At 60.7% G+C, this 24174-nt stretch carries 26 protein-coding genes and 2 pseudogenes; 21 read left to right on the forward strand and 7 right to left on the reverse strand.

Features of this window, described 5'->3' with window-relative positions; genetic code table 11:
- Positions 1 to 49: 49 nt before the first annotated feature.
- Positions 50 to 1366: an ISL3 family transposase gene (locus CETAM_RS13340; RefSeq protein WP_156229540.1), complete on the forward strand. Its 1317-nt coding sequence runs from the start codon at positions 50 to 52 to the stop codon at positions 1364 to 1366.
- Positions 1367 to 1382: 16 nt separating this feature from the next.
- Here the strand turns inward: CETAM_RS13340 and CETAM_RS13345 are convergent, their stop codons facing one another.
- The gene (locus CETAM_RS13345) at positions 1383 to 1544 is read right to left on the reverse strand and encodes a hypothetical protein (RefSeq protein WP_156229541.1); all 162 of its coding nucleotides are present in this window, start codon (positions 1542 to 1544) and stop codon (positions 1383 to 1385) included.
- Between the two features lie 296 nt (positions 1545 to 1840).
- Between CETAM_RS13345 and CETAM_RS13350 the strand changes: the two genes are divergently transcribed.
- The 5 genes and pseudogenes from CETAM_RS13350 to CETAM_RS13365 all read left to right on the forward strand — a co-directional run bounded on the left by CETAM_RS13350 (position 1841) and on the right by CETAM_RS13365 (position 6264).
- Positions 1841 to 2317 (forward strand): NYN domain-containing protein, encoded by a 477-nt coding sequence (locus CETAM_RS13350; RefSeq protein WP_197085871.1) that lies wholly within the window; start codon positions 1841 to 1843, stop codon positions 2315 to 2317.
- A gap of 58 nt (positions 2318 to 2375) precedes the next feature.
- Positions 2376 to 4295 carry an N-6 DNA methylase gene (locus CETAM_RS13355; RefSeq protein ID WP_156229543.1) on the forward strand — a complete coding sequence of 640 codons (1920 nt, stop codon included), beginning with the start codon at positions 2376 to 2378 and terminating at the stop codon, positions 4293 to 4295.
- A gap of 318 nt (positions 4296 to 4613) precedes the next feature.
- Entirely contained in the window at positions 4614 to 5150 is a 537-nt protein-coding gene (locus CETAM_RS13360; protein WP_231587686.1) for a hypothetical protein, read from the forward strand.
- Positions 5143 to 5370: pseudogene (locus tag CETAM_RS13880) on the forward strand (helix-turn-helix domain-containing protein); the annotation flags it as partial. The gene CETAM_RS13360 and the pseudogene CETAM_RS13880, both read left to right, overlap by 8 nt.
- 81 nt (positions 5371 to 5451) lie before the next feature.
- On the forward strand, positions 5452 to 6264 hold the full coding sequence (locus CETAM_RS13365) for an ImmA/IrrE family metallo-endopeptidase (protein WP_231587688.1): 813 nt from the start codon (positions 5452 to 5454) through the stop codon (positions 6262 to 6264).
- A 19-nt stretch (positions 6265 to 6283) separates the two neighbouring features.
- Here the strand turns inward: CETAM_RS13365 and CETAM_RS13370 are convergent, their stop codons facing one another.
- Both CETAM_RS13370 and CETAM_RS13765 read right to left on the reverse strand, forming a co-directional pair.
- On the reverse strand, positions 6284 to 6844 hold the full coding sequence (locus CETAM_RS13370) for a Fic/DOC family protein (protein ID WP_156229546.1): 561 nt from the start codon (positions 6842 to 6844) through the stop codon (positions 6284 to 6286).
- 44 nt (positions 6845 to 6888) lie between these two features.
- Positions 6889 to 7062 (reverse strand): antitoxin VbhA family protein, encoded by a 174-nt coding sequence (locus CETAM_RS13765; RefSeq protein WP_197085872.1) that lies wholly within the window; start codon positions 7060 to 7062, stop codon positions 6889 to 6891.
- Between the two features lie 754 nt (positions 7063 to 7816).
- Here CETAM_RS13765 and CETAM_RS13375 point away from each other — a divergent pair.
- The 4 genes from CETAM_RS13375 (at position 7817) to CETAM_RS13390 (ending at position 11810) form a co-directional block, all read left to right on the forward strand.
- The gene (locus CETAM_RS13375; protein ID WP_156229547.1) at positions 7817 to 8929 is read left to right on the forward strand and encodes a recombinase family protein; all 1113 of its coding nucleotides are present in this window, start codon (positions 7817 to 7819) and stop codon (positions 8927 to 8929) included.
- A gap of 5 nt (positions 8930 to 8934) precedes the next feature.
- Positions 8935 to 9093 (forward strand): helix-turn-helix domain-containing protein, encoded by a 159-nt coding sequence (locus tag CETAM_RS13380; RefSeq protein ID WP_407923980.1) that lies wholly within the window; start codon positions 8935 to 8937, stop codon positions 9091 to 9093.
- Between the two features lie 1555 nt (positions 9094 to 10648).
- Positions 10649 to 10993 (forward strand): histone-like nucleoid-structuring protein Lsr2, encoded by a 345-nt coding sequence (locus tag CETAM_RS13385; RefSeq protein WP_156229548.1) that lies wholly within the window; start codon positions 10649 to 10651, stop codon positions 10991 to 10993.
- Between the two features lie 148 nt (positions 10994 to 11141).
- Entirely contained in the window at positions 11142 to 11810 is a 669-nt protein-coding gene (locus CETAM_RS13390; protein WP_156229549.1) for a hypothetical protein, read from the forward strand.
- A 184-nt stretch (positions 11811 to 11994) separates the two neighbouring features.
- Here the strand turns inward: CETAM_RS13390 and CETAM_RS13395 are convergent, their stop codons facing one another.
- Positions 11995 to 12726, reverse strand: coding sequence for a helix-turn-helix domain-containing protein (locus CETAM_RS13395; protein WP_197085873.1), 732 nt, complete (start codon positions 12724 to 12726; stop codon positions 11995 to 11997).
- Positions 12727 to 13364: 638 nt separating this feature from the next.
- Between CETAM_RS13395 and CETAM_RS13400 the strand changes: the two genes are divergently transcribed.
- From CETAM_RS13400 to CETAM_RS13420, 5 genes are all read left to right on the forward strand, one after another.
- Positions 13365 to 13982: a recombinase family protein gene (locus CETAM_RS13400; RefSeq protein WP_156229551.1), complete on the forward strand. Its 618-nt coding sequence runs from the start codon at positions 13365 to 13367 to the stop codon at positions 13980 to 13982.
- Between the two features lie 350 nt (positions 13983 to 14332).
- A complete protein-coding gene (locus CETAM_RS13405) occupies positions 14333 to 15565 on the forward strand; it encodes an Nramp family divalent metal transporter (RefSeq protein ID WP_231587687.1) in 1233 nt (410 codons plus the stop codon).
- A 29-nt stretch (positions 15566 to 15594) separates the two neighbouring features.
- Entirely contained in the window at positions 15595 to 16293 is a 699-nt protein-coding gene (locus CETAM_RS13410) for a metal-dependent transcriptional regulator (protein WP_156229553.1), read from the forward strand.
- A gap of 186 nt (positions 16294 to 16479) precedes the next feature.
- A complete protein-coding gene (cmtR, locus tag CETAM_RS13415; RefSeq protein ID WP_156229554.1) occupies positions 16480 to 16839 on the forward strand; it encodes a Cd(II)/Pb(II)-sensing metalloregulatory transcriptional regulator CmtR in 360 nt (119 codons plus the stop codon).
- Positions 16839 to 17435 carry a cadmium resistance transporter gene (locus tag CETAM_RS13420; RefSeq protein WP_156229555.1) on the forward strand — a complete coding sequence of 199 codons (597 nt, stop codon included), beginning with the start codon at positions 16839 to 16841 and terminating at the stop codon, positions 17433 to 17435. The genes cmtR and CETAM_RS13420 overlap by 1 nt, the downstream gene beginning before the upstream one ends.
- A gap of 106 nt (positions 17436 to 17541) precedes the next feature.
- Here the strand turns inward: CETAM_RS13420 and CETAM_RS13425 are convergent.
- Positions 17542 to 17735: pseudogene (locus CETAM_RS13425) on the reverse strand (transposase); the annotation flags it as partial.
- A gap of 136 nt (positions 17736 to 17871) precedes the next feature.
- Here CETAM_RS13425 and CETAM_RS13430 point away from each other — a divergent pair.
- The 4 genes from CETAM_RS13430 (at position 17872) to CETAM_RS13445 (ending at position 20316) form a co-directional block, all read left to right on the forward strand.
- Positions 17872 to 18402 (forward strand): DUF2771 domain-containing protein, encoded by a 531-nt coding sequence (locus CETAM_RS13430; RefSeq protein ID WP_156229556.1) that lies wholly within the window; start codon positions 17872 to 17874, stop codon positions 18400 to 18402.
- A 69-nt stretch (positions 18403 to 18471) separates the two neighbouring features.
- The gene (locus CETAM_RS13435) at positions 18472 to 19011 is read left to right on the forward strand and encodes a hypothetical protein (RefSeq protein ID WP_156229557.1); all 540 of its coding nucleotides are present in this window, start codon (positions 18472 to 18474) and stop codon (positions 19009 to 19011) included.
- A 42-nt stretch (positions 19012 to 19053) separates the two neighbouring features.
- Complete coding sequence (locus tag CETAM_RS13440; RefSeq protein ID WP_229676667.1) at positions 19054 to 19593, forward strand: hypothetical protein; 540 nt, start codon at positions 19054 to 19056, stop codon at positions 19591 to 19593.
- Between the two features lie 189 nt (positions 19594 to 19782).
- On the forward strand, positions 19783 to 20316 hold the full coding sequence (locus tag CETAM_RS13445) for a DinB family protein (protein WP_156229558.1): 534 nt from the start codon (positions 19783 to 19785) through the stop codon (positions 20314 to 20316).
- 69 nt (positions 20317 to 20385) lie between these two features.
- Here CETAM_RS13445 and merA read toward each other — a convergent pair whose 3' ends face one another.
- Positions 20386 to 21768: a mercury(II) reductase gene (gene merA, locus CETAM_RS13450; RefSeq protein WP_156229559.1), complete on the reverse strand. Its 1383-nt coding sequence runs from the start codon at positions 21766 to 21768 to the stop codon at positions 20386 to 20388.
- 101 nt (positions 21769 to 21869) lie between these two features.
- On the opposite strand from merA, the gene CETAM_RS13455 reads away from it, so the two are divergent.
- Complete coding sequence (locus CETAM_RS13455; RefSeq protein ID WP_156229560.1) at positions 21870 to 22265, forward strand: heavy metal-responsive transcriptional regulator; 396 nt, start codon at positions 21870 to 21872, stop codon at positions 22263 to 22265.
- Between the two features lie 142 nt (positions 22266 to 22407).
- On the forward strand, positions 22408 to 23376 hold the full coding sequence (locus CETAM_RS13460) for an arsenic resistance protein (protein ID WP_156229561.1): 969 nt from the start codon (positions 22408 to 22410) through the stop codon (positions 23374 to 23376).
- On the opposite strand, the gene CETAM_RS13465 is transcribed toward CETAM_RS13460, so the two are convergent.
- A complete protein-coding gene (locus tag CETAM_RS13465; protein WP_156229562.1) occupies positions 23373 to 24125 on the reverse strand; it encodes a M23 family metallopeptidase in 753 nt (250 codons plus the stop codon). The two genes, CETAM_RS13460 and CETAM_RS13465, sit on opposite strands and share 4 nt — an antisense overlap.
- Positions 24126 to 24174: the final 49 nt, after the last annotated feature.

Here is a 24174-nt window from a genome sequence, read left to right on the forward strand (position 1 = left end):
ACAAGATGAGAGTTACGACGCTTCCATCCAACCGAACCAGGACCCTACTGTGCAGCCTACTACTGGCAACCTCGTCGCCGACACCATCTGCCGGACAGCCGAGATCGGACTGACGATCACCGGTGCCGCCGACGCCGGCAACATCACCGTCATCGACGCCACACCGGTGGCCGTGAGCAACGCCTGTCCTGAATGTTCCCGACCCGGGAAGCTTCGCGACCACGTCCTTCGCCGTCTCGTCGACCTGCCCGTCGTCGGTTTCCCCACCCGTCTGCACGTCCGCGTTCCCCGCTTCACCTGCGCGAACGCCTCCTGTAACAGAAAGATCTTCCAGGCCTGCCTGAGCTGCGCCGATGACGGCGCGAAACTCACCCACCGGGTCACCCGCTGGATCCTCCAACGCCTCGCGGTTGACCGGATGAGCGTGTCGGCCACCGCCAAGGTCCTCGGTGTCGGTTGGGAGCTGGTCAATCAGGTCGCCGTGGACGCGTGCCGACAGCTCGTCTACGACAACCCCTCCCACCTGGACGGCGTCCGGATCCTCGGGGTGGATGAGCACGTATGGAAGCACACCCGAAAGCCAGGTCAGCCATCCAGTCTGGTGACCATCCTCGTCGACCTCACACCCCTGGTGGACGGACGCGGGCCTGCCCGACTGCTGGACATCCGCCCCGGACGCAGTGCACAGGTGCTGCGCGGGTGGCTGCAGGAACGCGACCCTGCTTTCCGGGAGCAGGTGCAGGTGGTGACGATGGATGGTTTCACCGGTTACGCCTCAGCCGTCGATCAGATGCTCCCGGATGCCACCAAGGTGATGGATCCGTTCCACGTGGTGCATCTGGCAGCCGACAAACTCACCCGCTGCCGGCAGCGTCTCCAGCGGGAGACCTCCGGGCGTCGTGGGCGCAAGGACGACCCGTTGTACAAGCACCGTCGCACGCTGTTGACCAGGACGAACTACCTCACCGAGCGGCAGAAACAGCGCCTGGAGATGTTGTGGGCCACCGATGACGACTACGTGGCCCTGGAAGTGACGTGGCTGTTCTACCAGGACATGATTGCGGCGTACGGGCATCCGAAGAAATCGGAGGGAAAGAAGCTCATGAGCAGGGTGATCAACAGCATTCGTAAGGGCCTACCCGAAGGTCTGGCGGAGCTGGCCCAGCTGGGACGGACCTTGTGGCGCCGGCGTGAGGACGTGCTCGCGTACTTCGATATCGGGGCGTCCAACGGCCCAGTCGAAGCCATCAACGGCAGGCTTGAGCACCTACGCGGCATCGCCCTGGGGTTCAGGAATCTCAACCACTACATCTTGCGGTGTCTGATCCACTCCGGCCAGCTGCAGGGGAGGATCAACGCACTCTAAAACCGGAAGGGCCGAGTTAGGTGCAGGTCAGCTTGTCTCCGGTGGTGAGGAAGTCCGCCCAGTTGTCGACTTGAGGGTTGTTGTGCAGCAGGGCTCGGCGTTGACGCTCGGCCAGTCCACCCCAGACCTCGAAATATTCCGATTGTCCAGGGCGGTGGCTGCGCACAGGATCGTGCACTGTTGGGTCTCTTTGCCGGACGGCGCACCCGGGCCACCTTGCTCTAAGGGGCCTTGGAGATGGGTAATCCGACTCTGTTCAAGCTTCTAGCCACGCTGGCTCACGAGTCGGCCTGCTTCGTATGCGGCCCGGTTCGTCAGAAGTTTTCTAACGTTTTCCCAGGTAAAGAGCTTCCGCTCCAGAATGTGAACATTTAAACTGCGATTAACATTGACACGGGCATGGTGCTGTGGTTTCATTATTGCATCGGTTCACGAATGTCGATAGCAGCAGAACAGACACAGGATGGAAGAATTATGAACAGCTTCACCCCCACCCACTCGAATCGCGTCATTGTGACCGACATCGAAAACGTCAACGACGGCAGCCTGCGAACCCCTGATGACACCCGCTACTGCGTGGCCCTGGTCAGCGAGATTCTCGGCATCACGCCGCTCGACCAGGTCATCGTCGCTACCGGCAAGACCTCCTCCCCGCACCTGCCGGGAGAGGTTCCTGATAATTGGCGGGTCAAGGTCCGTAGCGGTCTCGATGGTGCTGACATGGCCCTCGACGCGATCCTGCGCGACGAACTCCCTCACCGGTGCTTTAACGAAGTCGTGCTGGTTTCTGGCGACCACTTCTTCGTCGAGGCTCTCGACGCCCTAGCCGCCGCAGGCATGAAGGTGACGGTGGTTTCTCGCCCGGAGGCGCTGTCCAAGCGGCTGCGGTTTATCGCCGACAACGTCATCTACCTCCCGGAAGCAACGTGGCCTCAGCGCCGCGCGGCTTAACCCACCCCTGCGCCCATACGCTAATCAATATTTGTCTACGACTGAGAAAGAACCCATCATGAACTCCGCCCCCCGCAAGACCCTGGCCTCCGCCGACATCGCCGATATCGCGCATGTCTCCCGGTCCGCCGTGTCTAACTGGCGCAACCGTGGCAAAGGTTTCCCCGAGCCCATTAACCCGGATCAGCCGCGACGCCCGCTCTTCGACCAGGAGGAGGTGTTCGCCTGGTTCGAGGCCAACGGGATCGCCTACACCCGTCCCGATGCCACCCAGGAGCTGATCGGTATCCTCGACCAGCTACGGAACGCCCTCGACCTCTCCTCCCCCGAGACTATGGTGCTGCTGCTCACCGCAGCGCTCAAGGCCCACGGTGAAGATGTCGACTGGCCAGAACGCTCCTCTCTGAACGGCGCCCAGCAGGCTCTGCTGCTCGGCGGGTTCGCTGGCATCGACAGGGCAGACCTGCCCAACGCCACCGATGAGGTGCTCAACCGACTGTCCCGTTTCGCTTCTCGACGTATCCTCAGTGCAGGATCGCCCGATTCGCGTACCTCGGAAATTCTCGCGAACCTGGCTGCGTCCAGAAAGCCCGACTCTGTCCTCGATCCTGCCTGCGGCATCGGCCAAGCGCTGATCCGGGCGAAACGCCTCATCGGTGATGCCAACCTCCGTACCGCGGGCGTCGAGGTTGACCCCGCCGTGGCCGAGATCGCCCGTCTCCGCGGGCTGCTCTATTCCGTTGCGCTCGACATCACTGTCGCAGACACGCTTTTCGACGTTCCCGACACCATCGAGAAATTCGATGTGGTCATCGCCGAACCTCCATTCAGTGCGCAGACGCCAGAACCGCTGTCATTCGATGACCCGCGCCTGTCCTTCGCTGTCCCAGGTAAGAGCAACGCCGATTCGGCCTGGCCACAGATCGTGCTGTCACACCTCAACGAGGAGGGAACGGCGTTTCTGATCATGTCCGATGCTTTCCTCTTTCAGCAGCGGCGTGACGCCAAGATTGTCCGGCAGGGACTGCTTAACGATGACCTCCTTGAAGCCGTAATCTCCCTCGGCGACTTGTTGCGCCCTTACTCGTCGATCAACGTCAACCTACTCGTTCTCTCTAAGAGAAAAAAGGCCCTGGATAGCGGGTCGGTACTGTTTATCGACGGTGCAGGAATCGACCAGCTCGAAGACAAGATCGCCGGGTGGCTCGCGCCCCAAGCGGATCTAGCGGATATTCCGCACGCCCGGATCGACAGGACAATGATCCTGAGCAACGACGCCAACCTGCAACCCAGCCGGTGGGCGGGCGCCACTGAGCTTTTCGACGACATTCTGAACGCCGACGTCGATTGGTCTTACCCCACCCTTCGCGACTCCGCAGAGAAGCTCACCGGGGCTGTCGAAAAGCTCCCCGCCCGACCGACCACCAACATCATCCGGGTTAGCACCATCGGTGAGCTCATCAGCCAGGGCGTCGTCGCTCTCAAGAACATCTCGCGAGGACGCGACTCCGACAACACCGTGATCACCCCCGCCATGCTGGGGAGTGATCCGACCGGGGCCTCCTGGCCCGCGGCGGACGAAGGCACAGCCCCTGCAGAACTCAGCCAGCCCGGGGACGTATTGCTGGCCCGTATCGGTGATCCGCGCGCGAGCGTGTCACAGCGTGCCGACATCAAGCCTGGAACCGGCGTGGCGGTACTGAGAGTCGCCAACCCGGAGACCCTCGACCCCCACTACCTGGCCCTGATGGTCAACGGCTCCTGGAACAGCCGTTTCAACACCGGGACGACGATCCCACGCAACGCCATCAAGGACTTCGAGGTCCCGGTGGTCTCGCTCGACCAGCAACAAGAACTCGCCCAGCAGGCGGAGGTTTTTCAGGAAGCCACGGCCGAACTCGCCAGGCTGAGCAGGGAACTCGGGGAGGCCACCACTCACTGGGTCAATGAACTCTGGCGGAAGGGCCACGCTCACTAGTACCCTGCGCTTTACCCCTAAGAAGCAGGTCCCCGGCCACTGTTGCACCTCGTCGCATAGGACTTTGATCTATAAGAAGTAAGATTTCAGCGCGTGAATAAAGTCCACTTGCGCGTATGGTGTACAGTAATAAAGTATAGTCTCGGGCGAACAGGTGTCCTGGACGATGGTTCAGGAGGTTAACCTATGATTCCGAGCTCACCGGCTGATGCTCTCGGCTCCCACGCTCCAGGCGTTCGCGACGTGCTTATTGAGGTTGCTCGATCTACGCACAACCACTTCGCTGAGGCGCATGAGGTCTCAAGGTCGCGGTATGCGATGGGGTTCGGCGCACAGTGGCGTGACCTCTTGTCCGGCGCCCACGACGCAATGAAAGATCGCGGTTTCTCATCATCCAAACTTCCCCCGGCTGGTTATAAGCTCCCTGTAGTCAATGATTGCCTGGTCTACCTGTGGCGTGTTTCGGATTCCTCGGATCCCTCCAGCTTTGCATCGAGCCAGACGAAGAAGAATGGTTTCGGGGTGAGGCCGCCCGATCCGATGCTTTTCGAGACGATCGACGACATCCCTGAGGAGGGCGAACTCGAGCGCGTAGTACAAGCGGCCGGTGGCACAATGCCCTTGGTGCTTGTCATGGTGCATTCGTCCCATCTGCAGCTGCAGTCGATTGAGTGGGCGGTCGCCGAGCTCATCGAGGAAACCGGAAAAGTCAATCTGCACGGTCGGCAAACCATATGGCGGCCTGAGCCTGTTGTCGAGACTATGACGTCGGATGTGGAATCCTTCGACAGCGGAGCCCCTGTTATGCCTGCGATTGCACCGCGAGAGCAGGAAGGGTTGGACCCAGATGCGTGAGGACTCTCCGGGCCTGTTCGACCTATCCGGTTCTAGTCCGGCATACGGTCTCTTCGAGCCTGCGCGTTTGACTCAAGCACGTGTGCGCCTCGGTATAAAAAAGACGGATCTGGCAGCTCAAGTAGGAGTCTCGCCGGCAGCGATAGGTCAGTATGAGGCGGGAGTAAACTCGCCGCGCCCGGATGTACTCGATCGCCTATCGCGTGTGTTGGGTGTACGGCCTGAGTTTTTCAGCGTAGGACGTCCGTTGGCGCGGCTCGAGACTGTGAACGCGCACTTTCGTAGCTTGCGGTCTGCACGTGTGAGTGACCGGAAGAAGGCCCTGGCCACGGCGACTCTGATATGGGAGCTGACGTTCGCACTCGAGCGGTACGTCAAGTTCCCGGAGCCAGATTTCCCCGAGGTGGAGCCCGGGACCGCTCCGCCGGACGCAGCTATGCTCCTGCGGAAGCACTGGAATCTATCGGACGGACCGGTTAAGCACTTAGTGGCGGTGGCTGAGTCGCACGGCATCGTGGTTGCGGTCCGCCCGCTCGGGGAAATAGATGCGGTCGACGCGTTTTCAACTGTGATTGTTGACCGCCCCATCGTTATCACGACGCCACGTCGGAGTGAAAACGTCTTTCGTCACCGGTTTTCAATCGCACACGAGATCGGTCACCTTCTCCTTCACGCCGACTCAGGCGAGTACAGCGCGACTCTCGAGAAGGAGGCGGATGAGTTCGCCGCCTCATTTCTGACTCCCGCCTCGTCCATGGACGCAGCGTTACCACAGCGCCTTAACCTGACCGCTTTGGACAAGATCGGTAGAACGTGGGGTGTTTCTCCGCACTCGCTGGTCCGCCGAATGGTTGAGCGCGGCCGCACCACAGAATCATCGGCGCGGCGAGCCTACCAACGTCTGGCCATGCTTGAGGACCCAGCTGACGATCCAACCAGCGCGTACCCGGGAGAGGTGCCGACACTGCTAAAAAGAGCTGCGGATCTGGCTAGAGACCATGGGGCCGGTATTCCTGCACTCGCCGAAGCCCTCAAAATCAACCCTAAACAGGTACGTAACTTGCTGGGAGAAGCTGATCAACGTCCAGTCCTGCGTCTAGTGAACAATGAGTAAAGGGGCTCTTCCCCGTGCTCTAGGTCATAGTTTTTGCGACGACCTTTTCAAAAACATTGCGGAGCATTTCAAAGTCTTTATCTTCACGGGCGCGCCGGCTGGCTTCATCTAGCTCATTATGAATCGGACGCCAGTCGAGGATCCATCCAGCATCAGCTGAAACCCTCGACCAGAAATGCCTCTGGGTCCTCCCATTTCCCTCCCTGAAAGGGTGGATCCAATTGAGGTCATCGTAAAAATGTGTCAATTCTCTAATAAACGTAGAGCGGTCCCTAATTTGGAGAAAGTTTTTCTCTGCTAGTTGGTCTGAGAGGTAACTTAAGTTCGTTTCGATGTGTAGGCACGGGGCAAAAAAATCTCCATCACCGCGCCTCATATCAATCGTTCGTAACTTTCCCGCCCAATCGTAGATATCTTGGAACAGATGAAAATGTATAGCGCTGAGTTCTTTAAAATCTCGACTAGTAGGTAAGTAATTATTTGCCGAATCCATTAGCTGGATAATGCGAGCATTGACTAGGTCGGCCTCTGCTATAGAGAGGGATTCTGCAGAATCTAGTCCAATAAGATTCTTTAGCACGGATGTGCCTGGTATTAAATAGGGGTCCTGAACTGACAAGGGTTCTAAACAAGTCCGAATCGTGCGCGCGTTTTTTCAACGAGCTGGTCAGCGCTGATTTTCCCAGCGACGTAAGAATTTGCATCGCCGTTATATTCATTGCTTGTCAGGAGGCCTTCAAGGTATAAAGAGTGATTAGCTTGATCGACCCAGATGGATCGCCGGTCTTGGGAGTTCATAGTACTTTTCCTTTCCAGGTGGGGAGGCTGATTCTGAACGGGCAGATTCGACCTTCCTGGTTTTTTAATTTTACTTCAAGTCGAGGGTCCAAACAATCTAACGAGGAGATGCCCGCAGGTCGAGGGAAGATTATCGGCAGGTTTTGAGCTTCAGATTTCCCTTGCGACGTGAGAGCTCCTGGGCCTCAGAACGGATACTCTTGATGGCCACCTGCTGGCGATGAAGCTTAACTGTAGCGAGGGTATCGGCTCGTGGAAACGCTTCGGCCCGCATTAGAAGGCCTAGATCGTGTACTCTACCTGGGGCAATTTATGTCCGGATTCTCCCCCCGAGGAGCTGGCACGTAGGGGATCATCGAAGGAAAATCCGACTTTGGCGAAGACAGTGAAGTCGGGCAGAAATCAACTGTCGGGCCTGTCAACGATCTGGTCAAAACCACTTTGGACGCGCAACGTATTGAAAGCGATACCTGCCAGACTTGCAGCAGTGTAGGTGGAGCGTCCTAGTTCCAGCAGGTAAGCGTCGTGATCCGTTGGTTCGGATCACCGGAATGATCGCTGCCCATCATGGCCTCATCATATATTCACGTCAGCCATCGCAAAGGCCAGAAGAGCTCCGGAGAAGTGTCGTTGGGGTATACCCCAGGGGGACGGGTGGCCGGCAGGAATATCCCCTGTATCACCAAGCCCTACGGGGCCGTTCTGATACACTTCTCTATGAGATCAATAACTCTGTGAGACATTGGAGGCGGGGATGTCCAGAATCGGCACACTGCTCGACGCCGTCGGCCGGCCCGAGGGTCGGGTGGAGATCATCCGCAAGTCGAAGAAAACCACCCGGATCCGCCGCTCCACCAACAACGGCCGCTCCTGGTCACCTACCGAAGAGCTCGTGGCCACCGAGCTGATCCTTGACGACGGCGGCGCCCGCTTCGACCAGCACGCCCAGAATCCGGGGCATGCGACCTACCTCGGCCTGGCGGGTGTGCCGCAGGCCCGGCTGAAGATCCAGCGGGTCTACGCGGTGATCACCAAGGCCCAGGTCTACCTCGGGAACAACACCTGGTCCGATGTCCAGGACTTTCCCACCAGGGACATCTGCTTCGACGGTGGTGCGAGCATCGGCTGGGCCATCCCCACCTGGCACCACCCCGCCGACACCACCGATGAGAAGAACTCGGAGCCGGCCGAAGGTATAGGGGAGAAGCAGCAGGAGGAGGGCGAGCCCGCGCTGGCGCCGGCCACGACCCCCACCACGCAGCTTGCGGTCCCGACCCCTGCTGCCCTGGTACCGACGCCCAAGGGGCAACGATTCGCCTACTTGCGGGTCTCGAGCACGGACCAGAACCTCGCCCGGCAACGCGCCATGATCGGCGCAGTCGACAAGGAGTTCATCGACGAGCTCTCCGCCCGCTCGAGGGCTAACCGGCCCGGCCTGGACAACTGCATCGACTACCTGCGCGACCACGATGAGTTGTATGTGGCCTCCATCGACCGGCTGGCTCGTTCCCTGGTGGATCTGCGCGGGATCATCGACCAGATCACCGCCAAGGGCGCGAGCGTGCACTTTTTCAAGGAGAACCTGACGTTCTCGAAGGAGACCACCGACCCGAGAGACACTCTCATGCTCAGCATCCTGGGATCGTTTGCGGAGTTCGAACGCTCCATCATCCGTGAGCGCCAGGCCGAGGGGATTGCCCTGGCGAAGAAGGCCGGTAAGTACAAGGGGCGTAAACGTGCCATCAGTCCCGAGGGCCTGGAGAAAGCCCGCCGGCGGGTGGCCGCCGGCGAGTCGAAGGTGTCTATCGCCGAAGACCTCGGCGTTGGGCGAGCCACCCTCTACCGAGCCCTGGCCCAGCAGGGGTGAGGAGGGTGAGTACTGATGATGGACTTCTCCGCGAATTTGGCTCGAGAATGAAGGAAGTCCGACAAGCCGTTGGCGTGTCTCGGGAAGCGCTGGCTCATGCCGCGAGACTGCACCGCACCTACGTCAGTTCAGTAGAGCGCGGCGAGCGCAACATCGCCGGTTAGTAGCTCTCCATCGTGGGGTTGCCGTACTCGTCGTAGTAGCGCGGGGAGGTCTCGCCGGTCATCTTGTCGAACCAGATCGGGTTGCCGTACTCGTCGTAGTAGCCACACACAGCAGCGGGGCCGACACACCCGTCCGCACGCGGGGGACCACCATAAGGCCCAACTTCTGACGGGGCAGGGTCCAGTGCGCAATTCACCGTGTCGGTGACAATTGAACCGTCCGACATGACCGCAGCATTGTTCTCCCAGCACTGAACGAACTTCGGAGGTCCGTAGGGGTCAAAGTCTTCAGGATCCATAAAGGGCGGCCTCTGGGGCGCGACATAGGTCTCCTCGACGACTGGCGCGGGTTCTACGTAGGTTTCCTCGACGATCGGCTCCTCTACGACAGGCTGTGTCGTTGCCTCACTGCTAGTGGTGGGCGCCTCACTACTGGCCGTCGTCGATGCCGCCTCTGAGGTCGTACTCGTGACCTCACTGCTAGCAGGAACAGGTGTCGTGGTTTCACTCGCGCCACACCCTGCCAGTCCTAGCGTTAAAATCGCGCCCGCCAGTGCGCTAAGGATCTTATTCATGCTGCACCCGCTCCGTCTTAGTAGAGGTCAAAGGTTATCCGGTGCTCGCCTGGGCTTAGATCACCAGGGGGAGTACCCGATCTCATCAGGGGTGCAGATGGGAAGCCGGGAGAGGAAATTGTCCGAGGCACCCTTGTTCCGCAACTCGATTCCGTTGTAGCAGCCCTGTGTCATACCAGTTTTGGTCGTTCCCGAAGACCGGATGATCCCCCATCGCTGGCCATCGAACTCAAAGGGCACACGCCAATCCGTCTGGCTTTGCGATACCCAGGCGAAACGGCCGTCGCAGTATTCAACAACGGTCCGATTCGAATCACGCCACTCCCACAGTGCGTCGTTGAATGCCTGGGGGGAGCAGTCGCCACGCGGAGGCACCAGAGCCGGCGCCGGTGCGGGAGGGGTTGGGCCGGGAATCACACCGGGCAAGGGGTTGGGGATCAGGCCCTGCTGGACCGCCCACAAAGCACCCCCGCCCATCGCTGCGGTTACTGCAGCGAGCGCAATGGCGCCTCCCGCGGAGCTTCCGTCGTCGCTGGATGAGCTCGAGGACCGGGAAGAGGTATCGGCCTCTTCCATTGTCTGGGCTGATGCGGGTGCTGCCTGGATTGTCCCCGCGGTGAGAGAAAAAGCGACGCCCCACGTGGCAAGTGTTCGTTTCATGGATACAGCTTAAGGTGCGGGTCTTGTCACGGTGCTGTTTGGACTGAAGGCGTGGGGGATGGCGCTGTCGTAAGCAGGTGACAGACGAAGCTAAACCAATGGCAGTGACGATGGCCTGAGGGGACGTATCCCAGGAGTCCTTGGTACTGCATACGCTGAAGGTTGGAGAACCGAGTTTTGTCCGTTCTGTGCGGCTTTCTCCGGGAGTAAGAACGCTGAAGGAGTACGAAACAGTACACTCGTGCCGGAACCAGAAACAGCAGTGGAGTTTCCTCCCGGGTACTTCACCAAGAATTACCTTCTATACCGAGGAGCACCCCGTGGCACGCCGCGAAATCACCCAGTACTTTGATGACATCGACGCCACTCCCCTGACCGATGAGCAGGTGAACACCGTCCGATTCAGCGTCGACGGCTCCGATTACGTCATTGACCTCTCCGAGGACAATGCCACCCAATTCCTCGAGCTGCTCGCCCCTTACGTCAAGGCTGCTCAACCTGCCCCGGTGGCGCGCAAGACCCGTGCCCGGGCTGCGGGTGGGGCGAAGCGTTCGAACTCCCGCCGGATCCGCGAATGGGCGCAGAGCCAGAACATCGAAGTGTCTGATCGGGGCGTTATCCCCAAGCACATCGTCGAGGCCTACAACGAGGCTCACGCCTCTTAAGTCTTTGTCTGTCAACTTTTCCACTTAGGTTGAAAGACCGGCGAGATGCTGTCTTCTCCTCTTAGAACACCCTGCTGTTAGGCGGTGATACTGCTGCTTAATACAACCCGGAATCGGGCAACGTTATGTTGATAGAAAGGGAAATGTGATGGATCAGCAGTCCGTTCTAGCAGTTACGAACGCAGTCAAAAAGATTGACGAAATTCATTTCGCAACGTTACCGGATGGATGGCCAGATCAGATTGGAATAGCCCTGCTAGACGCGGTTTATTCCATTCAGGCCGATTACCTTGCAAAGGATCCGACCAAAGGCGTCCTGAACAGGGTGCGAGCTTTCCGTAGTGCGTATCCAGAGGCGGCCAATGACCTTGAACGGCTTTGCTCGCTAGGCGAGCAGGCGATTCGAGAAGTCATGGGCAACGGCAAGAGTGCTGGCCGTTATAAGAGTGTGTGTGTTGTCGAAGCTGCCGAGAACTTTCTGGCGCTGGATCCACCCGTCCAGACCGCGAGCCACCTTGAGGAACTCAATCCGGATCACAAACGTGCCTACACCGCAGTGAAGGGGCTGGGATGGGTGACCTACGAGTACCTCACGATGCTCTTAGGGCAACCTGGCATCAAAGCCGACACCATGATCTGCCGCTTCGTGGACACCGCTTTAGCCGAAGCGGGACTGGCCCCTGTGGACGCCCACGCTGCCCGCCGACTCGTGGAAGCCGTACAGGTAGCGGCCTACCCCAACATTAAGCTTCACCATTTTGATCATGCCATCTGGCTTCACCAGAGAACTATATCTAGCCGTAGTGCTAGTGAATAAGGAACGCGCTGACCAGCCAATCAGTCAGGGTAACCACCAGGATCAACGCACTCTAAATCGTGAAGAGCCGGTTAAGTAGCATCGATGAGATCACGAAATACCCCGCCGGCGTGCGGTACCCCCGAGTTTTCCTCGGCCGGCCATTCACCTGCTGCGGCACGAAAATGAAACGTGAAGAGCCCTATTAGTCCGTCGCTTCCGAGAGCTCCTCGATCTCATCCTCAGAAAGAAAAGAATCAAGTATTCTTTCGATTTTCTTCACCTCGTCAATCACCTCAACACTTGCCGTACCTGCGTTGATCCGACCCCAAAGCCACAATAACTTATCCAAATGATCCGCCTGCAAGTTGGTTATTTCTGGCAGTCGACGAATTGCCTTACCTAGGTTCACATCATTAATTGGTTCTTTGAGGTGAGTGGCATACGTATTTATGAATTCACCGAAGCCTGCCAAGGTGCCCCTGAATTTCTGCCACTTTTCAGGGTTCTCGGACACGTATGTTTCTACCTTATGAAGAATTTCATCGTCTCTATCGCTTGTGCGGTCTCTCGACCAACTTCCATTATCGCCCTGAACTTTTGCGCCAAACTCAACGACTACAGGGGCTTCAGTTTTTGGGTCTTTCACCGCGTGAAGACTCGGACCAAAGTGATTTTTTGACCATCCATTTCTGGTGAAGAGCTCCGTTAAAATCCGGAGCCCCGATGCCTCGGAAGGTGCTCGGCCACCACGCTCGATTGCCCTTATCGTGCCCTCAGCCAAATTCACTCGGGAAGCTAGTTCGGCTACAGAAAGTCCTCGATCTTGGCGGGTGGTCTGCACCGTCTGACCAAACCACTTCCGGCCAGGCTCATCCTCGTTGGCGACGAGCCGCTTTTCTTTTGGCTCAGCTTCTAGCCATTTTCTATCGCTCATGGCCCTCACCCTACACGGTCGGAACAGGCTCTTACAGACTGGGCTTGATTTTGTTTCTGTCGCAGGGCAAGATGGGTTCCAGCAGGAATAATGTCCTGCCATATCTGGTACAGCCCGCCCTGGAGGAACGGTAATGAAACTATTAAACGACTTCGCCGATGAGTCGAAGCGAAAGAAGCTGCTCAAAGATTTCAATCTCGTGTTCAATAACGTTGGAGAAATAACAGCCGTGCTTCTCTCGTATGTCAAGGGGAACGGCCTCGTCCAGGGAAAATGACAGTCTGTTCGTGGCCTGTGCCCTACCGTGTGCAGCAACGCAACGATCATGCGTGAGTAGGGGCTGCGTTAATGCCTTCGGTCATCTCGTTTTCAGTATCTGCCTGAACTGTCCGTTACTTTTCAGAAGACCTCGGTGCTGACGCCTGCCCCCTTACCTTCTCGGAGGGCCATGACCCCCGGGCACGATGAGATGAATCACGCAACGCCCGCTGCACATCGACAAATCTGTCACATTATCTATTTTTGGTACCGTTCACGTGACTTAGGTAAAATAACGGGTTAAGTGACAATTTTCGTGGACGTGGACACTTTGGTCGGGGGTGTCACGTAAACGATCGTATAAGTGATGGGAGAATCCTATGGCTCTGATTGGTTATATGCGGGTCTCGAAGTCGGATGGGTCGCAGACCACCGATCTGCAGCGCGACGCCCTCATCGCGGCCGGGGTGGATCCGGGCCATCTCTACGAGGACATGGCGTCGGGCAAGAAGGAGGACCGTCCGCATTTGGAAGCCTGCCTCAAGGCGCTGCGCTCCGGGGACACCTTGCTGGTGTGGAAGCTCGACCGGTTGGGCCGTAATCTGCGGCATCTGGTCAACATCGTCCATGACCTCACCGCCCGCGGGGTGGGACTGAAAGTGCTCACCGGTCAGGGGGCGGCGATCGATACGACCTCAGCCCAGGGCAAGCTCGTGTTCGGGATCTTCGCCGCTTTGGCTGAGTTTGAGCGTGAGTTGATCTCCGAGCGGACGAAGGCCGGCCTGGAGTCTGCCCGGGCCCGCGGGCGCAAGGGGGGCCGCCCCTTCAAAATGACCCCGGCGAAGGTGCGGTTGGCGATGGCGTCGATGGGCCAGCCGGAAACCAACGTCGCCGCACTGTGCGAGGAACTCGACATCACCCGCCAGACCCTCTACCGCCATGTCTCGCCGACGGGGGAGCTGCGCGAGGACGGGCAGAAACTGCTTTCCGGCAGCTGACCACCGGCGGTGAGGCATGGGTGGGCCAGGGTGCTCTGAGGTCGTCTCGAGGTGTCCTATATATAGAGGTATAGGGGCAAAAAATTGAGGGAGAGAATCCGGTCGCACTGACTTCCCCATCACCGCAGCCGCCAAACGAATCTGTGGGTCACATCCCAGGATGATCTCATGGCAGGAAAAGTCGGCCCGGGAAAATGCCCATGATCTTCATCGTGCCAGGAGGAGGGCCGCGCATCTCACGAGTGCAGCAGGATCCCTAAAATTTACCCTCCGTCACTGAAAGTTCGTGTAACTTAACTTTTATGAGGCTCAGTAGAGTCCGGGGAGACCCAGGCGAAGCGGTGCAAAGGATGTTGAGTAGGCGACGGGTGGGCCGTCAGCCCTTGGCCTGGTTACTAGGCCCGGCCTTCGTGGCTGCGGTGGCCTATGTGGACCCGGGCAACGTCGCGGCGAACATCACCGCCGGGGCACAGTACGGGTACCTGCTGGTGTGGGTGCTGGTGGTCGCCAACGTCATGGCGATGCTCGTGCAGTACCTTTCAGCCAAGCTCGGGCTGGTCACCGGCTATTCCCTGCCGGAGTTGCTGGGGCAACGGCTACCTCGGGGACGACGCTTGACGTTCTGGGTGCAGGCAGAGACGGTCGCCGCGGCCACGGACCTGGCCGAGGTGATCGGCGGGGCGATCGCCCTCCACATTCTCTTCGGCCTCCCCTTGTTGATGGGGGGCCTGCTCATCGGGTTGGTATCAATGCTGCTGCTGGCCATCCAATCCAGGCACGGTCAGCGTCCCTTCGAGTTCGTCATAGTAGGTCTGCTGGTAATCATCACCGCTGGCTTTCTCACAGGCATGTTCATCGGCACTGTCTCCTGGGGCGAGGCCTTGGCTGGGATTATCCCGCGCTTTGAGGGGACCCCGACGGTGGTGCTGGCCGCGAGCATGCTCGGAGCCACCGTGATGCCCCATGCCATCTATGCCCACTCCTCCCTCGCCCGAGACCGCCACGGTGACATCATCGCGCCCGAGGCATTGCCGCGCCTGCTCCGTGTCACCCGGTGGGATGTTCTCCTGTCGCTGCTGGTGGCCGGGTCGGTCAATATCGCAATGCTGTTGTTGGCGGCCGGCAACTTGAACGGGATTGAGGGCACCGACAGCATCGAAGGGGCCCACGGGGTGATCACCGACACGCTGGGACCGGTAGTCGGAGTGGCCTTCGGTGTCGGTTTGCTAGCTTCCGGGCTGGCGTCCACCTCGGTGGGCTGCTACGCCGGATCCACGATCATGGGCGGATTGCTGCACCGGCAGATCCCGCAGGTGGTGCGGCGAGCGGTCACCCTGATCCCCGCCTTAATCGTGATCGCCGCCGGGGTGGAGCCGACGTGGGCGCTGGTGCTCTCCCAGGTGGTCCTCAGCCTGGGTATCCCCTTCGCCCTGATCCCGCTGGTGGTGTTGAGCAGCGATCAAACCCTCATGGGCGGTTTCGCCATCCGGGTTCCTCTGCAGGTGGCGTCCTGGGTGGTGGTCGCGTTGATTGTGTCGTTGAATCTCGCCTTGATCGGACTGCTGGTCACCGGTCGGGGCTGACCGGCTGTGGTCTTCGGTAGCGTGAGGCCATGGACCTGAGTGAGATCACGCCGGTAGCCCAGGACTACCTCAAGGTGATCTGGGCGGCCACCGAGTGGGGAGGCCCACCCATCACCGCCACGGCCTTGGCGGCACGGATGGGCACGACCACGCCCAACGTCTCGGATACGGTCAAGCGGCTGGCGGCCCAGGGACTTGTGGAGTATCAACCTTACAAACCGGTCATGCTTACCGAGCGGGGCGAGAAGTACGCCATCGCGATGGTACGCAGGCACCGACTACTCGAGACCTTCCTTGCCACCACCCTGGGCTACCCGTGGGAGGAGGTCCACGACGAGGCCGAACGGCTCGAACACGCCGCCTCAGAAACCATGATCGAGCGTATCGAGGCTCTCCTCGGGAACCCCGCCACCGATCCACACGGCGACCCCATCCCCACCGCTACCGGGCAGATCTCCCGCTCCATCAATGCCACCCGGCTCACCCACGCCACTCCGGGTGACTACGAAATCATCCGCATCTCTGATGCTGACTCCAGCCAGTTAGCCGGCTTCAGGAGGCAGGAAATAGTTCCGGGCGCCATAGTGAACGTCGCTGGCGCGGGCCCACACCAAGACAGAGTTCTCCTCACAGACGCCGACGGGAAAACGATCGTCCTCACCCCCGAGCAAGCCGGTGTCATCTGGGTGGCGCCCTCTCCCGGCGTCGGGGGCAGCACTCCCTTGTAACTGGTGAGAGGAGACAGCAGTGGAACCTCTCTCTTCATCCATCGTGGTTATTTTCTGAAGTCCTGCGTCCAAGGCGACCCTTTCCGATGCATGACGATCCGGGCTGGTTCGCATGGTGCCTGGCCCGTTCCTTGGGGGAGGACGTACGGGCATATACTGTTCAGTGTTGGCTGTATAGTTCAGTGCATGTTGACTATTGCTTCTCGTCTCGATGTGATGAACCGGTCGGGTCGGGCCATGGCGGATCCGACTCGTTCCCGCATTCTTCTGGCGCTGCTGGAGGGGCCTGCCTACCCGGCCGCTCTCGCCCAGGAGCTGGAACTGACGCGCTCGAACGTGTCGAACCATCTTGCCTGCCTGAGGGACTGCGGAATTGTTGTCGCCGAACCGCAGGGGCGGCAGACCCGCTACGAGATCGTCGACGCCCATCTGGCGCAGGCGTTGAACGCGTTGCTGGATATCACCTTGGCCGTTGATGACAACGCCGAATGCATCGACGCCGGATGCGCCGTGCCTGGGTGTGCCACCGAACAGGAGAGTGCGTAATGGTAACCGGCCTGCTGTCGGCGATCGGCCTGTTCATCGCCACCAATATCGACGACATCATCGTGCTCTCGCTGTTTTTTGCCCGCGGGGCGGGACAAAAGGGGACCACGCTTCGGATTCTGGTTGGTCAGTACCTCGGTTTCGTGGGCATCCTTGCGGCCGTGATCCTGGTGATGCTGGGGGCGGATGCCTTCCTGCCCGAGCAGGCCATTCCGTACTTCGGGCTGATTCCCCTGGCCCTGGGGCTGTGGGCGGCCTGGCATGCCTGGCGGGGCGATGATGACGACGATGATGACGCGAAGGTCGCCGGAAAGAAGGTGGGCGTGCTGACCGTTGCCGGCGTGACGTTTGCCAACGGTGGCGACAACATCGGCGTCTACGTCCCGGTCTTCCTCAACGTGGAGAACGCCACCGTCATCATCTACTGCATCGTTTTCCTCATCCTGGTGGCAGGCCTGGTCCTGCTGGCAAAGTTCGTGGCCACTCGCCCACCCATCGCAGAAGTCCTCGAACGCTGGGAGCACGTGCTGTTCCCGATCGTTCTGATCAGCCTGGGAATCTTCATCCTCGTCAGCGGCGGTGCCTTCGGTCTCTAACAAGCTCATCCCGAGCGTCCATATGGCCTATCCAGATTTCGTCACCGGCATCAGCTCAACCGCCAATAAAGTTGCGAAAAAGCCGCCACACAAAGCTAACAGTCACAGCTTCGAGATCGCGGAAGAACCCGGTCCAGGAGGCCACCGACTCACTCGTGGCGACGTGCGTGCCCAGGAGTTCGCGGTAACCTTCGGCGTTGACCCCGGTGGTGAGCAACACGGCGGTTTTCACCGCCTGTCCGTCTTCGCGGACTGCATGGTCAACGGGTCGCAGGAGACGCACATATAGGGGTTTGTGTTCGACCGAGGCCTCGCCTGATCATGCCCTGAACGGGGCCGCGCACGTGTTCGGCACCGGCTGGTTTCTCCCGGGTGGGAAACGCTGGCCCGACCTCTACGAGGTCGAGCTCCTCCCCGCCCAGTAGGATGAGGAGCCATGTCCACCCCCAAGAAGGCGCGGCAGAGGTCGCTGCTGCAGTTTCTCGCTCTCCTGGTCGCCGTGGTGGTCATCATCCTCGCCGCGGTCCTCGCCCAGAACTGGTGGAACAACCGGCTCGGACCCGCCCCGCAGGACATCACCGTGACCGCCCGGGTGGGCGATACCTCCATCGAGGTCTCCCCCTACCTGGTGTGTGAGCCCGGGCTGGAGTGCCCGGAGGGTGAGGTTCCCAACCTGCCGGTCGACCCGGACGACACCCTGCTGCTGGAGATCCCGGAGGCGATCCACGACCATGACTGGCAGCTGCTGATGATCTACGACGATCCGGCGGCCAACGACCAGCAGCTGCACGGCCCCTATGACACCGAGCAGGTCGAGATCCCCGGCTCTGTCGACCCCCTCACTGAGGGCGACCCCCGCCCCCGCCTCATGGTCGTGGAGATCTCCTCTGCCCAGATCGGTCTCGACGCCGACGGGGAGGAGACCCCCTACGCCACCGTGTGGTCCCTGAGCACGATGGCGGACTAGGGAAGCGATCGGTTTGGCGGGCGAAAGTGTCTAGGACCGGGTTCATGACATCATCGACTCTGGAGGACATTGCCGCCCGGATCCGACCGGCAATGGTCCGCCGCGGAGGCGCTGCTGCATTCCTTCCCCACATCGCTGGGCCTGGCACCACGCGCGGTCCGGTTGGCTAAACGAGGGGTCACCCGCGTCAACTACGCTTTCCTGGCAAGCGAGATCGACGAGAATGACCCCTCACTCCACTGCGCCGCCCGTCTCGCTGATAGCTGGGGGGTGGATCTGCGGGTCTTCGCGTTCTCCCCCTCTGGCCTCGCGGACCAGTCCTTCCACGACAAATTCGACTTCACCAGCGAGCTCATCGACGAGTGGCGCGAGCACTCCCTCGCCGTCATGGACCGTTCTCACGATGTGCTGGGGGAATTCTTCCCGGATCTCTCGGGCGACTCGGACATCGGATCAGGCAAGGCTGGTCGGGTGCGATCGATGCACTCACGTGGAAGAAGGGTGATCTGCTCATCCTCGGCTCCACCCCACCCGGCCCGCGGGAACGAGTTTTCGTCGGTTTCTCCGCCACCGAATTCCTCCGGCACGTCCACGTCCCCGTTCTGCTGACACCCCTCACCCCGGTACTGACGCGAAGGCTAAGGTGAGGGCATGAATGGACGTGACCCGGAGACGAATTCGCCCCAGCGCCCGCAGAGTGACGGCCGCCGCAGGCGTTACTTCCTCGATCACCCGGAGAACGATCTGACCGCGGACGCCGACTTCGCCAACCGCCGCCCGCCGGCTCCCCGGACAGCCGAGGAAGTCGCCTCCTCCACGGATCCCGTGCTGCAGGCCGACCGCAACACGATGTCGACGCGTCAGGCTTTCACCTGGTTGTTCGGCACCATCATCGCCACCGTCGTGGTCGCTTATGTGCTTGCGTGGGTTGCCCGGCTGATGGGTGGTCCCGTCTGTGACGCCGGCGACGCCCTCTGGCTGTGCTCCCGTTCCTCGCAGATCTGGTGGCCCCTTGTCACCAGCCTGGTCCCCGCCGCGGGTGTCATCGGCTGCGCCATTATCATGGTGCGTAAGTTGAACAGCTTCACCCGCTGGCGCCCGTGGATGGGTGTGTTCTGGGTGCTCATTCCCTTCGCCATGATGTGGATGCTGCAGACCTGGCAGATCTTCATCCCGGCCCTCACCGACTAGTAGTACTTCGTTAGGTGGTTCCTGGGCGTAGTTCGGAGACGGGACACCCTTCGCCCACGACCCTTTGAGCCGCGTGGGAAGAGTGTCTCAGTACCCACGTAAGGAACACACCTGGTCTGGGACACGGGCGCGGTGCGAGGATTGAGGTCGAAGGGAACACACAACCTTGACCCCGCCCGGCAGAAGGTGATGAGAATGGACCGTGCCGACATCATCGACGGCTACCGACGGGCCTGCATGGAGCTGGACAACCTCCTCGCCCAAGCTGGGGACGTGGAGCTGCGTAGTCGCAGTGCGGGTACCCGCTGGACCAATGAGGAACTACTGTTTCACATGGTCTTCGGCTACATGGTGGTTCGCAGACTCCTGCCCCTGGTCAAGTTCTTCGGTCATCTACCCGACCCCCTCAATATCGCTTTTGCGCGTCTGCTCGATGCGGGTATCCGCCCTTTCGACTGGGTCAACTACTTCGGCTCACGGGCTGCGGCCCGGGTCTACAACCGCCACCGCATGGCCCGGAAACTTCGCCGCCTCACCACCACCCTGGCCACCAGTCTGGAGAAGGAATCCGAGGACTCCCTGGCCCTGCGGATGGTGTTTCCAACCCGGTGGGATCCGTTTTTCACCCCCGTGATGACGGTGGCGGATGTGTATGCCTATCCGACGTTGCACTTTGATTTCCATGCCCGACAGCTGAGCTTTCCCTTCGACGCCGACGGGTGAGTGTGGCCTGCGCGAAAGGGAGTTCTTGCCATGGGCCCTGTGTTCACTGCGGAGGGAAAAGGGAGGTGGTCAGGCGCAGCAGGAGGTGAGCATCTGGTTGCGAAACAGTCCGGCGGTCAGCCGAAGACTCTCGGCCATCGTGAGGTAGGGCGCCCAGGTGTCGGCCAGGTCATCAACGGTCATACCGGCCTTGATGGCGTAGGTGGCGGCCAGCATGAGCTCCCCGGCACCGTCGGCTAGGGCATGCACCCCTAGAACGGTGCCGGTGGCTGCATCGGCAACGATCTTGACCGCTCCGCGGGTGTCGTGGTTGACCAGTGCCCGGGGAACCTCCGACAGGTCCAGCACGCGGGAGTCGTACGCCGCCCCCTGGGCGTGGGCCTGGGCTTCGCTTAACCCGGCGGAGGCTAGCTGGGGGCGGGTGAACACCACTGCGGGCAGGCCCGTGTAGTCCACCTGTGCTGCCGAGCGCTTACCCAGGGCGTTGAGGGCGGCCACTCTGCCGGTGGCTGCGGCGACGTAGACGAACTGCGGGGCCCCGGAGACGTCCCCGGCCGCCCAGATCCGCGGATTAGAGGTGCGCTGATGATTATCGACGTTAATAAAACCTCGCTCGTCGACCTCGACGCCGGCCACGGCCAGGTCCATCCCGCCGGTGGTAGCCGCCCGTCCGGTGGCCACCAGCAGCCGGTCCCCCCGGACCAGCCGTCCGGAGGTGGTGGTCACCACCGCCTGCCCGGCATCCGCGCCGACGCTTACTGCGTACTCCTCGACCACCGACAGGCCGTCGTCGATGAGGATCTCGCGCAACCGGTCAGCCAGCTCCGGTTCCGCTCGCGGGGCCAGGCGCCCCACCAGTGAAACCCGGGCACCGAGGTGGGCGAAGAGCTGAGCCTGCTCCAGACCGACATAACCGGCACCGATGATCACCAGGGAGTCCGGGACCTCGGACAGTTCCATGGCCGTGGTCGAGGTCAACCAGTTCACCTCCGACAACCCCGGCAAGGCTGGGGTAGCTGGCTGGGCCCCGGTAGCCACCAGATACGCCCGAGCCCGAAGCGGCTGACCATCGACCAGCAAGGTCTCGGAGTCCAGGAAACGGGCATGTCCTTCCCGGATCTCGAAACCATGGGCGGTGGCCACATCCGCGTACTTCGTCTCCCGCAACTGGGAAACAAGATTGCCTTTCTGCCCCACCATTGCGGCCAGGTCGACCGGTCCGGCCGTGGTCGACACCCCGGCAAACGGATTGCTGGCTGCGTCGTCACGAGCGGCCGCCGCGGCCAGCAGGGTCTTTGAGGGCACGCACCCGATATTCACGCACGTCCCCCCGAGGGTGTGGCGTTCGATGAGGACCACCGTATGCCCCGCCTGGCGAGCAGCGATCGCCGCGGACATCGCCGCACCGCCTGAGCCGATCACCGCCAGATCAACCTCATGGTCCTGCCTCATGACCCATCACCTTTCCCGTAGCAATATCTGAATACAGAATGCACCTTCCAGTGCACAGTAAGGTCAAGGCCACAGGCCCACGAACTGCTGGAGGGGAGTTCATGCTCATTGGAGAACTGGCGCAGGCCGGTGGTACTACCACCAAGACGCTGCGCTTCTACGAGGACGTTGGCTTGCTCCCGACACCTGAGCGCACCGCCAACGGTTACCGCTATTACGACAGTTCCGCCGATACCCTCGCCCGGATCGACTTCATTCGCCGCGGCCAGGCCGCCGGTCTGACCTTGGCGCAGATCCGCCAGGTCCTGGAGATCCGCGACCAGGGCATCCCACCGTGCCAGCATGTGTCCGACCTGCTCGATGACCGCCTGGCGGACCTGAAGCAACAAATCGCTGATCTACAAGGCTTGCGCGATACCGTCCGCGAACTGCGCGACCGGGCGGATGCGATCAGCCCGGAGACCTGTGATCCCACCGCGATCTGCCAGTACCTCTAGAACAATTATCACCGTGGACACCGTTGGGCCTGGTCTCCAGGGAAGGGAGGGCTCCCGAGGAAGCTAGTCTGTGCACAGGCCCGCTGGCACCCGGGGACTGTGCTGTTGACGTGCCTATCATTGTTTCTCAGAGAGGATGTTCGTGATCGATTGGTTGGAACGGTGGCAGATCCCGCTGTATCTCATTGCGCTGGGGGCCGGTGCCGTCATCGGCCTGACCGTCCCCGCCACCGCAGCGGCCTTTGAGGTGGCCATCAATCCGGTATTGATGGCACTGCTTTACGCCACGTTTTTAAGCGTGCCGCTGACCAAACTCGGCCATGCGCTGCGCGACGCCCGCTTCTTGGCGGGTCTGCTCGTGTTGAACTTCCTTATCGTCCCCGTCGTGGTCTATGTCCTCTCCCGGCTCGTCGCCGACGACCAAGCATTATTGTTGGGTGTCCTGCTGGTGTTGTTGACCCCGTGCATCGACTACGTCATTGTCTTTTCCGGGCTGGCCAGGGCCGCGCATGATCGGCTGTTAGCCGCGGCCCCGTTGTTGATGTTGCTCCAGATGCTGTTGCTACCGGTCTACTTGGGGATGTTCGTTGGCCCGGAACTGTTTGAGGTCATCGACCTCGCCCCGTTCATCGAGGCATTCCTCCTGCTAATCGTCACGCCTCTGGCAGTAGCTGCGCTCACGCAGTTCCTGGCCGCCCGGTTTCGACCTGCGCAACAGGTGATGGATCTGATGGAGGCATTGATGGTGCCGCTCCTGATGCTCACCCTCACTGTGGTTGTCGCCTCCCAGATCGACGCCGTACGCATCGATCTCCCCTCGCTGTTGCGGGTGATCCCGATTTACATCATCTTCCTGGTTGTGATGGTCCCCCTGGGCATCTTCATCGGACGGGTCTTCTACCAGGACGCCTTCGCAACCCGGGCGACGGTCTTTTCCGGTGCCACTCGCAACTCATTGGTCGTGTTACCCCTGGCTCTGGCCCTGCCGGACAGCCTCACATTGGTTGCAGTCGTCGTGGTTACCCAAACCCTGGTCGAACTGGTCGGCATGGTCGTCTACGTCCGCCTGATTCCACGGGTGGTGCTGGAAAAGGCTGGCCAGTACAACTAGAAGGTGATGCCGTGCTGGGCGAACCAGGGGGCAGGGTCGACGGCGCCGCTGCCGGTGGGGTAGAGCTCAAAATGCAGGTGGGACCCGGTGGAAAAACCTCGGTTACCCATACCGGCGATCTTCTGGCCGGCGGTGACCTGCTCGCCGACGCTGACGTCGAGGGTTTCCATGTGGCCGTAGACGGCAATGGAGCCATCGTCGTGCTGGATGCGGATCCACTGGCCGAAACCGGAGGCCGGACCGGAGTCGATGACGGTGCCGCCCATGGCGGCGAGAATCGGGGTACCCACGACGTTGGCGATGTCGAGGCCGGCGTGAAGGCTGCCCCAGCGCATACCGAAACCGGAGGTGAAGGTGCCCTCGGTGGGCTTGACCACAGAGGCGGACGGGGCCTGCGCGGCCAGCTCTGCCTCCGCGGCGGCAGCCTCAGCAGCGGCAGCCTCTGCTTCAGCGGCGGCGATTGCCTCTGCCTCGGCGGCGATTGCCTCTGCCTCGGCGGCAGCACGCTCGGCGGCGAGTTCGATGGACTTGTTCAGCTGCTCGTCGAGGTTGTTCACCGGCTTGTGCTCGGCGATGGTCAGGATCTGCGGGGCGGAATCGGTCTCGGGGTAGAGCACCTGCTGCGAGTCGTTGGCAAGCTGGTAGTCGGCGGTGAAGGATTTCTGGGCGGGGACGGAATCGGCCTGCAGAGTCGCTGCGGCCGCGCCGCCGATGCCGGCGGTGGAGACTGCGCCGATGGCAGCGGCCATGAGGGCGATGCGGTTCTTAGTGGACCGCTGATTCGGGCTGGAAATGGTT

It is taken from the genome of Corynebacterium comes (assembly GCF_009734405.1).
GTDB classification, from domain to species: domain Bacteria; phylum Actinomycetota; class Actinomycetes; order Mycobacteriales; family Mycobacteriaceae; genus Corynebacterium; species Corynebacterium comes.

Bases quoted from the DNA above. Each gene is read 5' to 3' on its own strand.
- CETAM_RS13405 (WP_231587687.1), top strand. From the start codon at position 14,333: ATGTTGAGTAGGCGACGGGTGGGCCGTCAGCCCTTGGCCTGGTTACTA.
- CETAM_RS13395 (WP_197085873.1), bottom strand. From the start codon at position 12,726: ATGAGCGATAGAAAATGGCTAGAAGCTGAGCCAAAAGAAAAGCGGCTC.
- CETAM_RS13410 (WP_156229553.1), top strand. From the start codon at position 15,595: ATGGACCTGAGTGAGATCACGCCGGTAGCCCAGGACTACCTCAAGGTG.
- cmtR (WP_156229554.1), top strand. From the start codon at position 16,480: ATGTTGACTATTGCTTCTCGTCTCGATGTGATGAACCGGTCGGGTCGG.
- CETAM_RS13350 (WP_197085871.1), top strand. From the start codon at position 1,841: ATGAACAGCTTCACCCCCACCCACTCGAATCGCGTCATTGTGACCGAC.
- merA (WP_156229559.1), bottom strand. From the start codon at position 21,768: ATGAGGCAGGACCATGAGGTTGATCTGGCGGTGATCGGCTCAGGCGGT.
- CETAM_RS13375 (WP_156229547.1), top strand. From the start codon at position 7,817: ATGTCCAGAATCGGCACACTGCTCGACGCCGTCGGCCGGCCCGAGGGT.
- CETAM_RS13430 (WP_156229556.1), top strand. From the start codon at position 17,872: ATGTCCACCCCCAAGAAGGCGCGGCAGAGGTCGCTGCTGCAGTTTCTC.
- CETAM_RS13445 (WP_156229558.1), top strand. From the start codon at position 19,783: ATGAGAATGGACCGTGCCGACATCATCGACGGCTACCGACGGGCCTGC.
- CETAM_RS13400 (WP_156229551.1), top strand. From the start codon at position 13,365: ATGGCTCTGATTGGTTATATGCGGGTCTCGAAGTCGGATGGGTCGCAG.
- CETAM_RS13465 (WP_156229562.1), bottom strand. From the start codon at position 24,125: ATGGCCGCTGCCATCGGCGCAGTCTCCACCGCCGGCATCGGCGGCGCG.
- CETAM_RS13390 (WP_156229549.1), top strand. From the start codon at position 11,142: ATGGATCAGCAGTCCGTTCTAGCAGTTACGAACGCAGTCAAAAAGATT.
- CETAM_RS13440 (WP_229676667.1), top strand. From the start codon at position 19,054: ATGAATGGACGTGACCCGGAGACGAATTCGCCCCAGCGCCCGCAGAGT.
- CETAM_RS13455 (WP_156229560.1), top strand. From the start codon at position 21,870: ATGCTCATTGGAGAACTGGCGCAGGCCGGTGGTACTACCACCAAGACG.
- CETAM_RS13765 (WP_197085872.1), bottom strand. From the start codon at position 7,062: ATGAACTCCCAAGACCGGCGATCCATCTGGGTCGATCAAGCTAATCAC.
- CETAM_RS13420 (WP_156229555.1), top strand. From the start codon at position 16,839: ATGGTAACCGGCCTGCTGTCGGCGATCGGCCTGTTCATCGCCACCAAT.
- CETAM_RS13360 (WP_231587686.1), top strand. From the start codon at position 4,614: ATGGGGTTCGGCGCACAGTGGCGTGACCTCTTGTCCGGCGCCCACGAC.
- CETAM_RS13355 (WP_156229543.1), top strand. From the start codon at position 2,376: ATGAACTCCGCCCCCCGCAAGACCCTGGCCTCCGCCGACATCGCCGAT.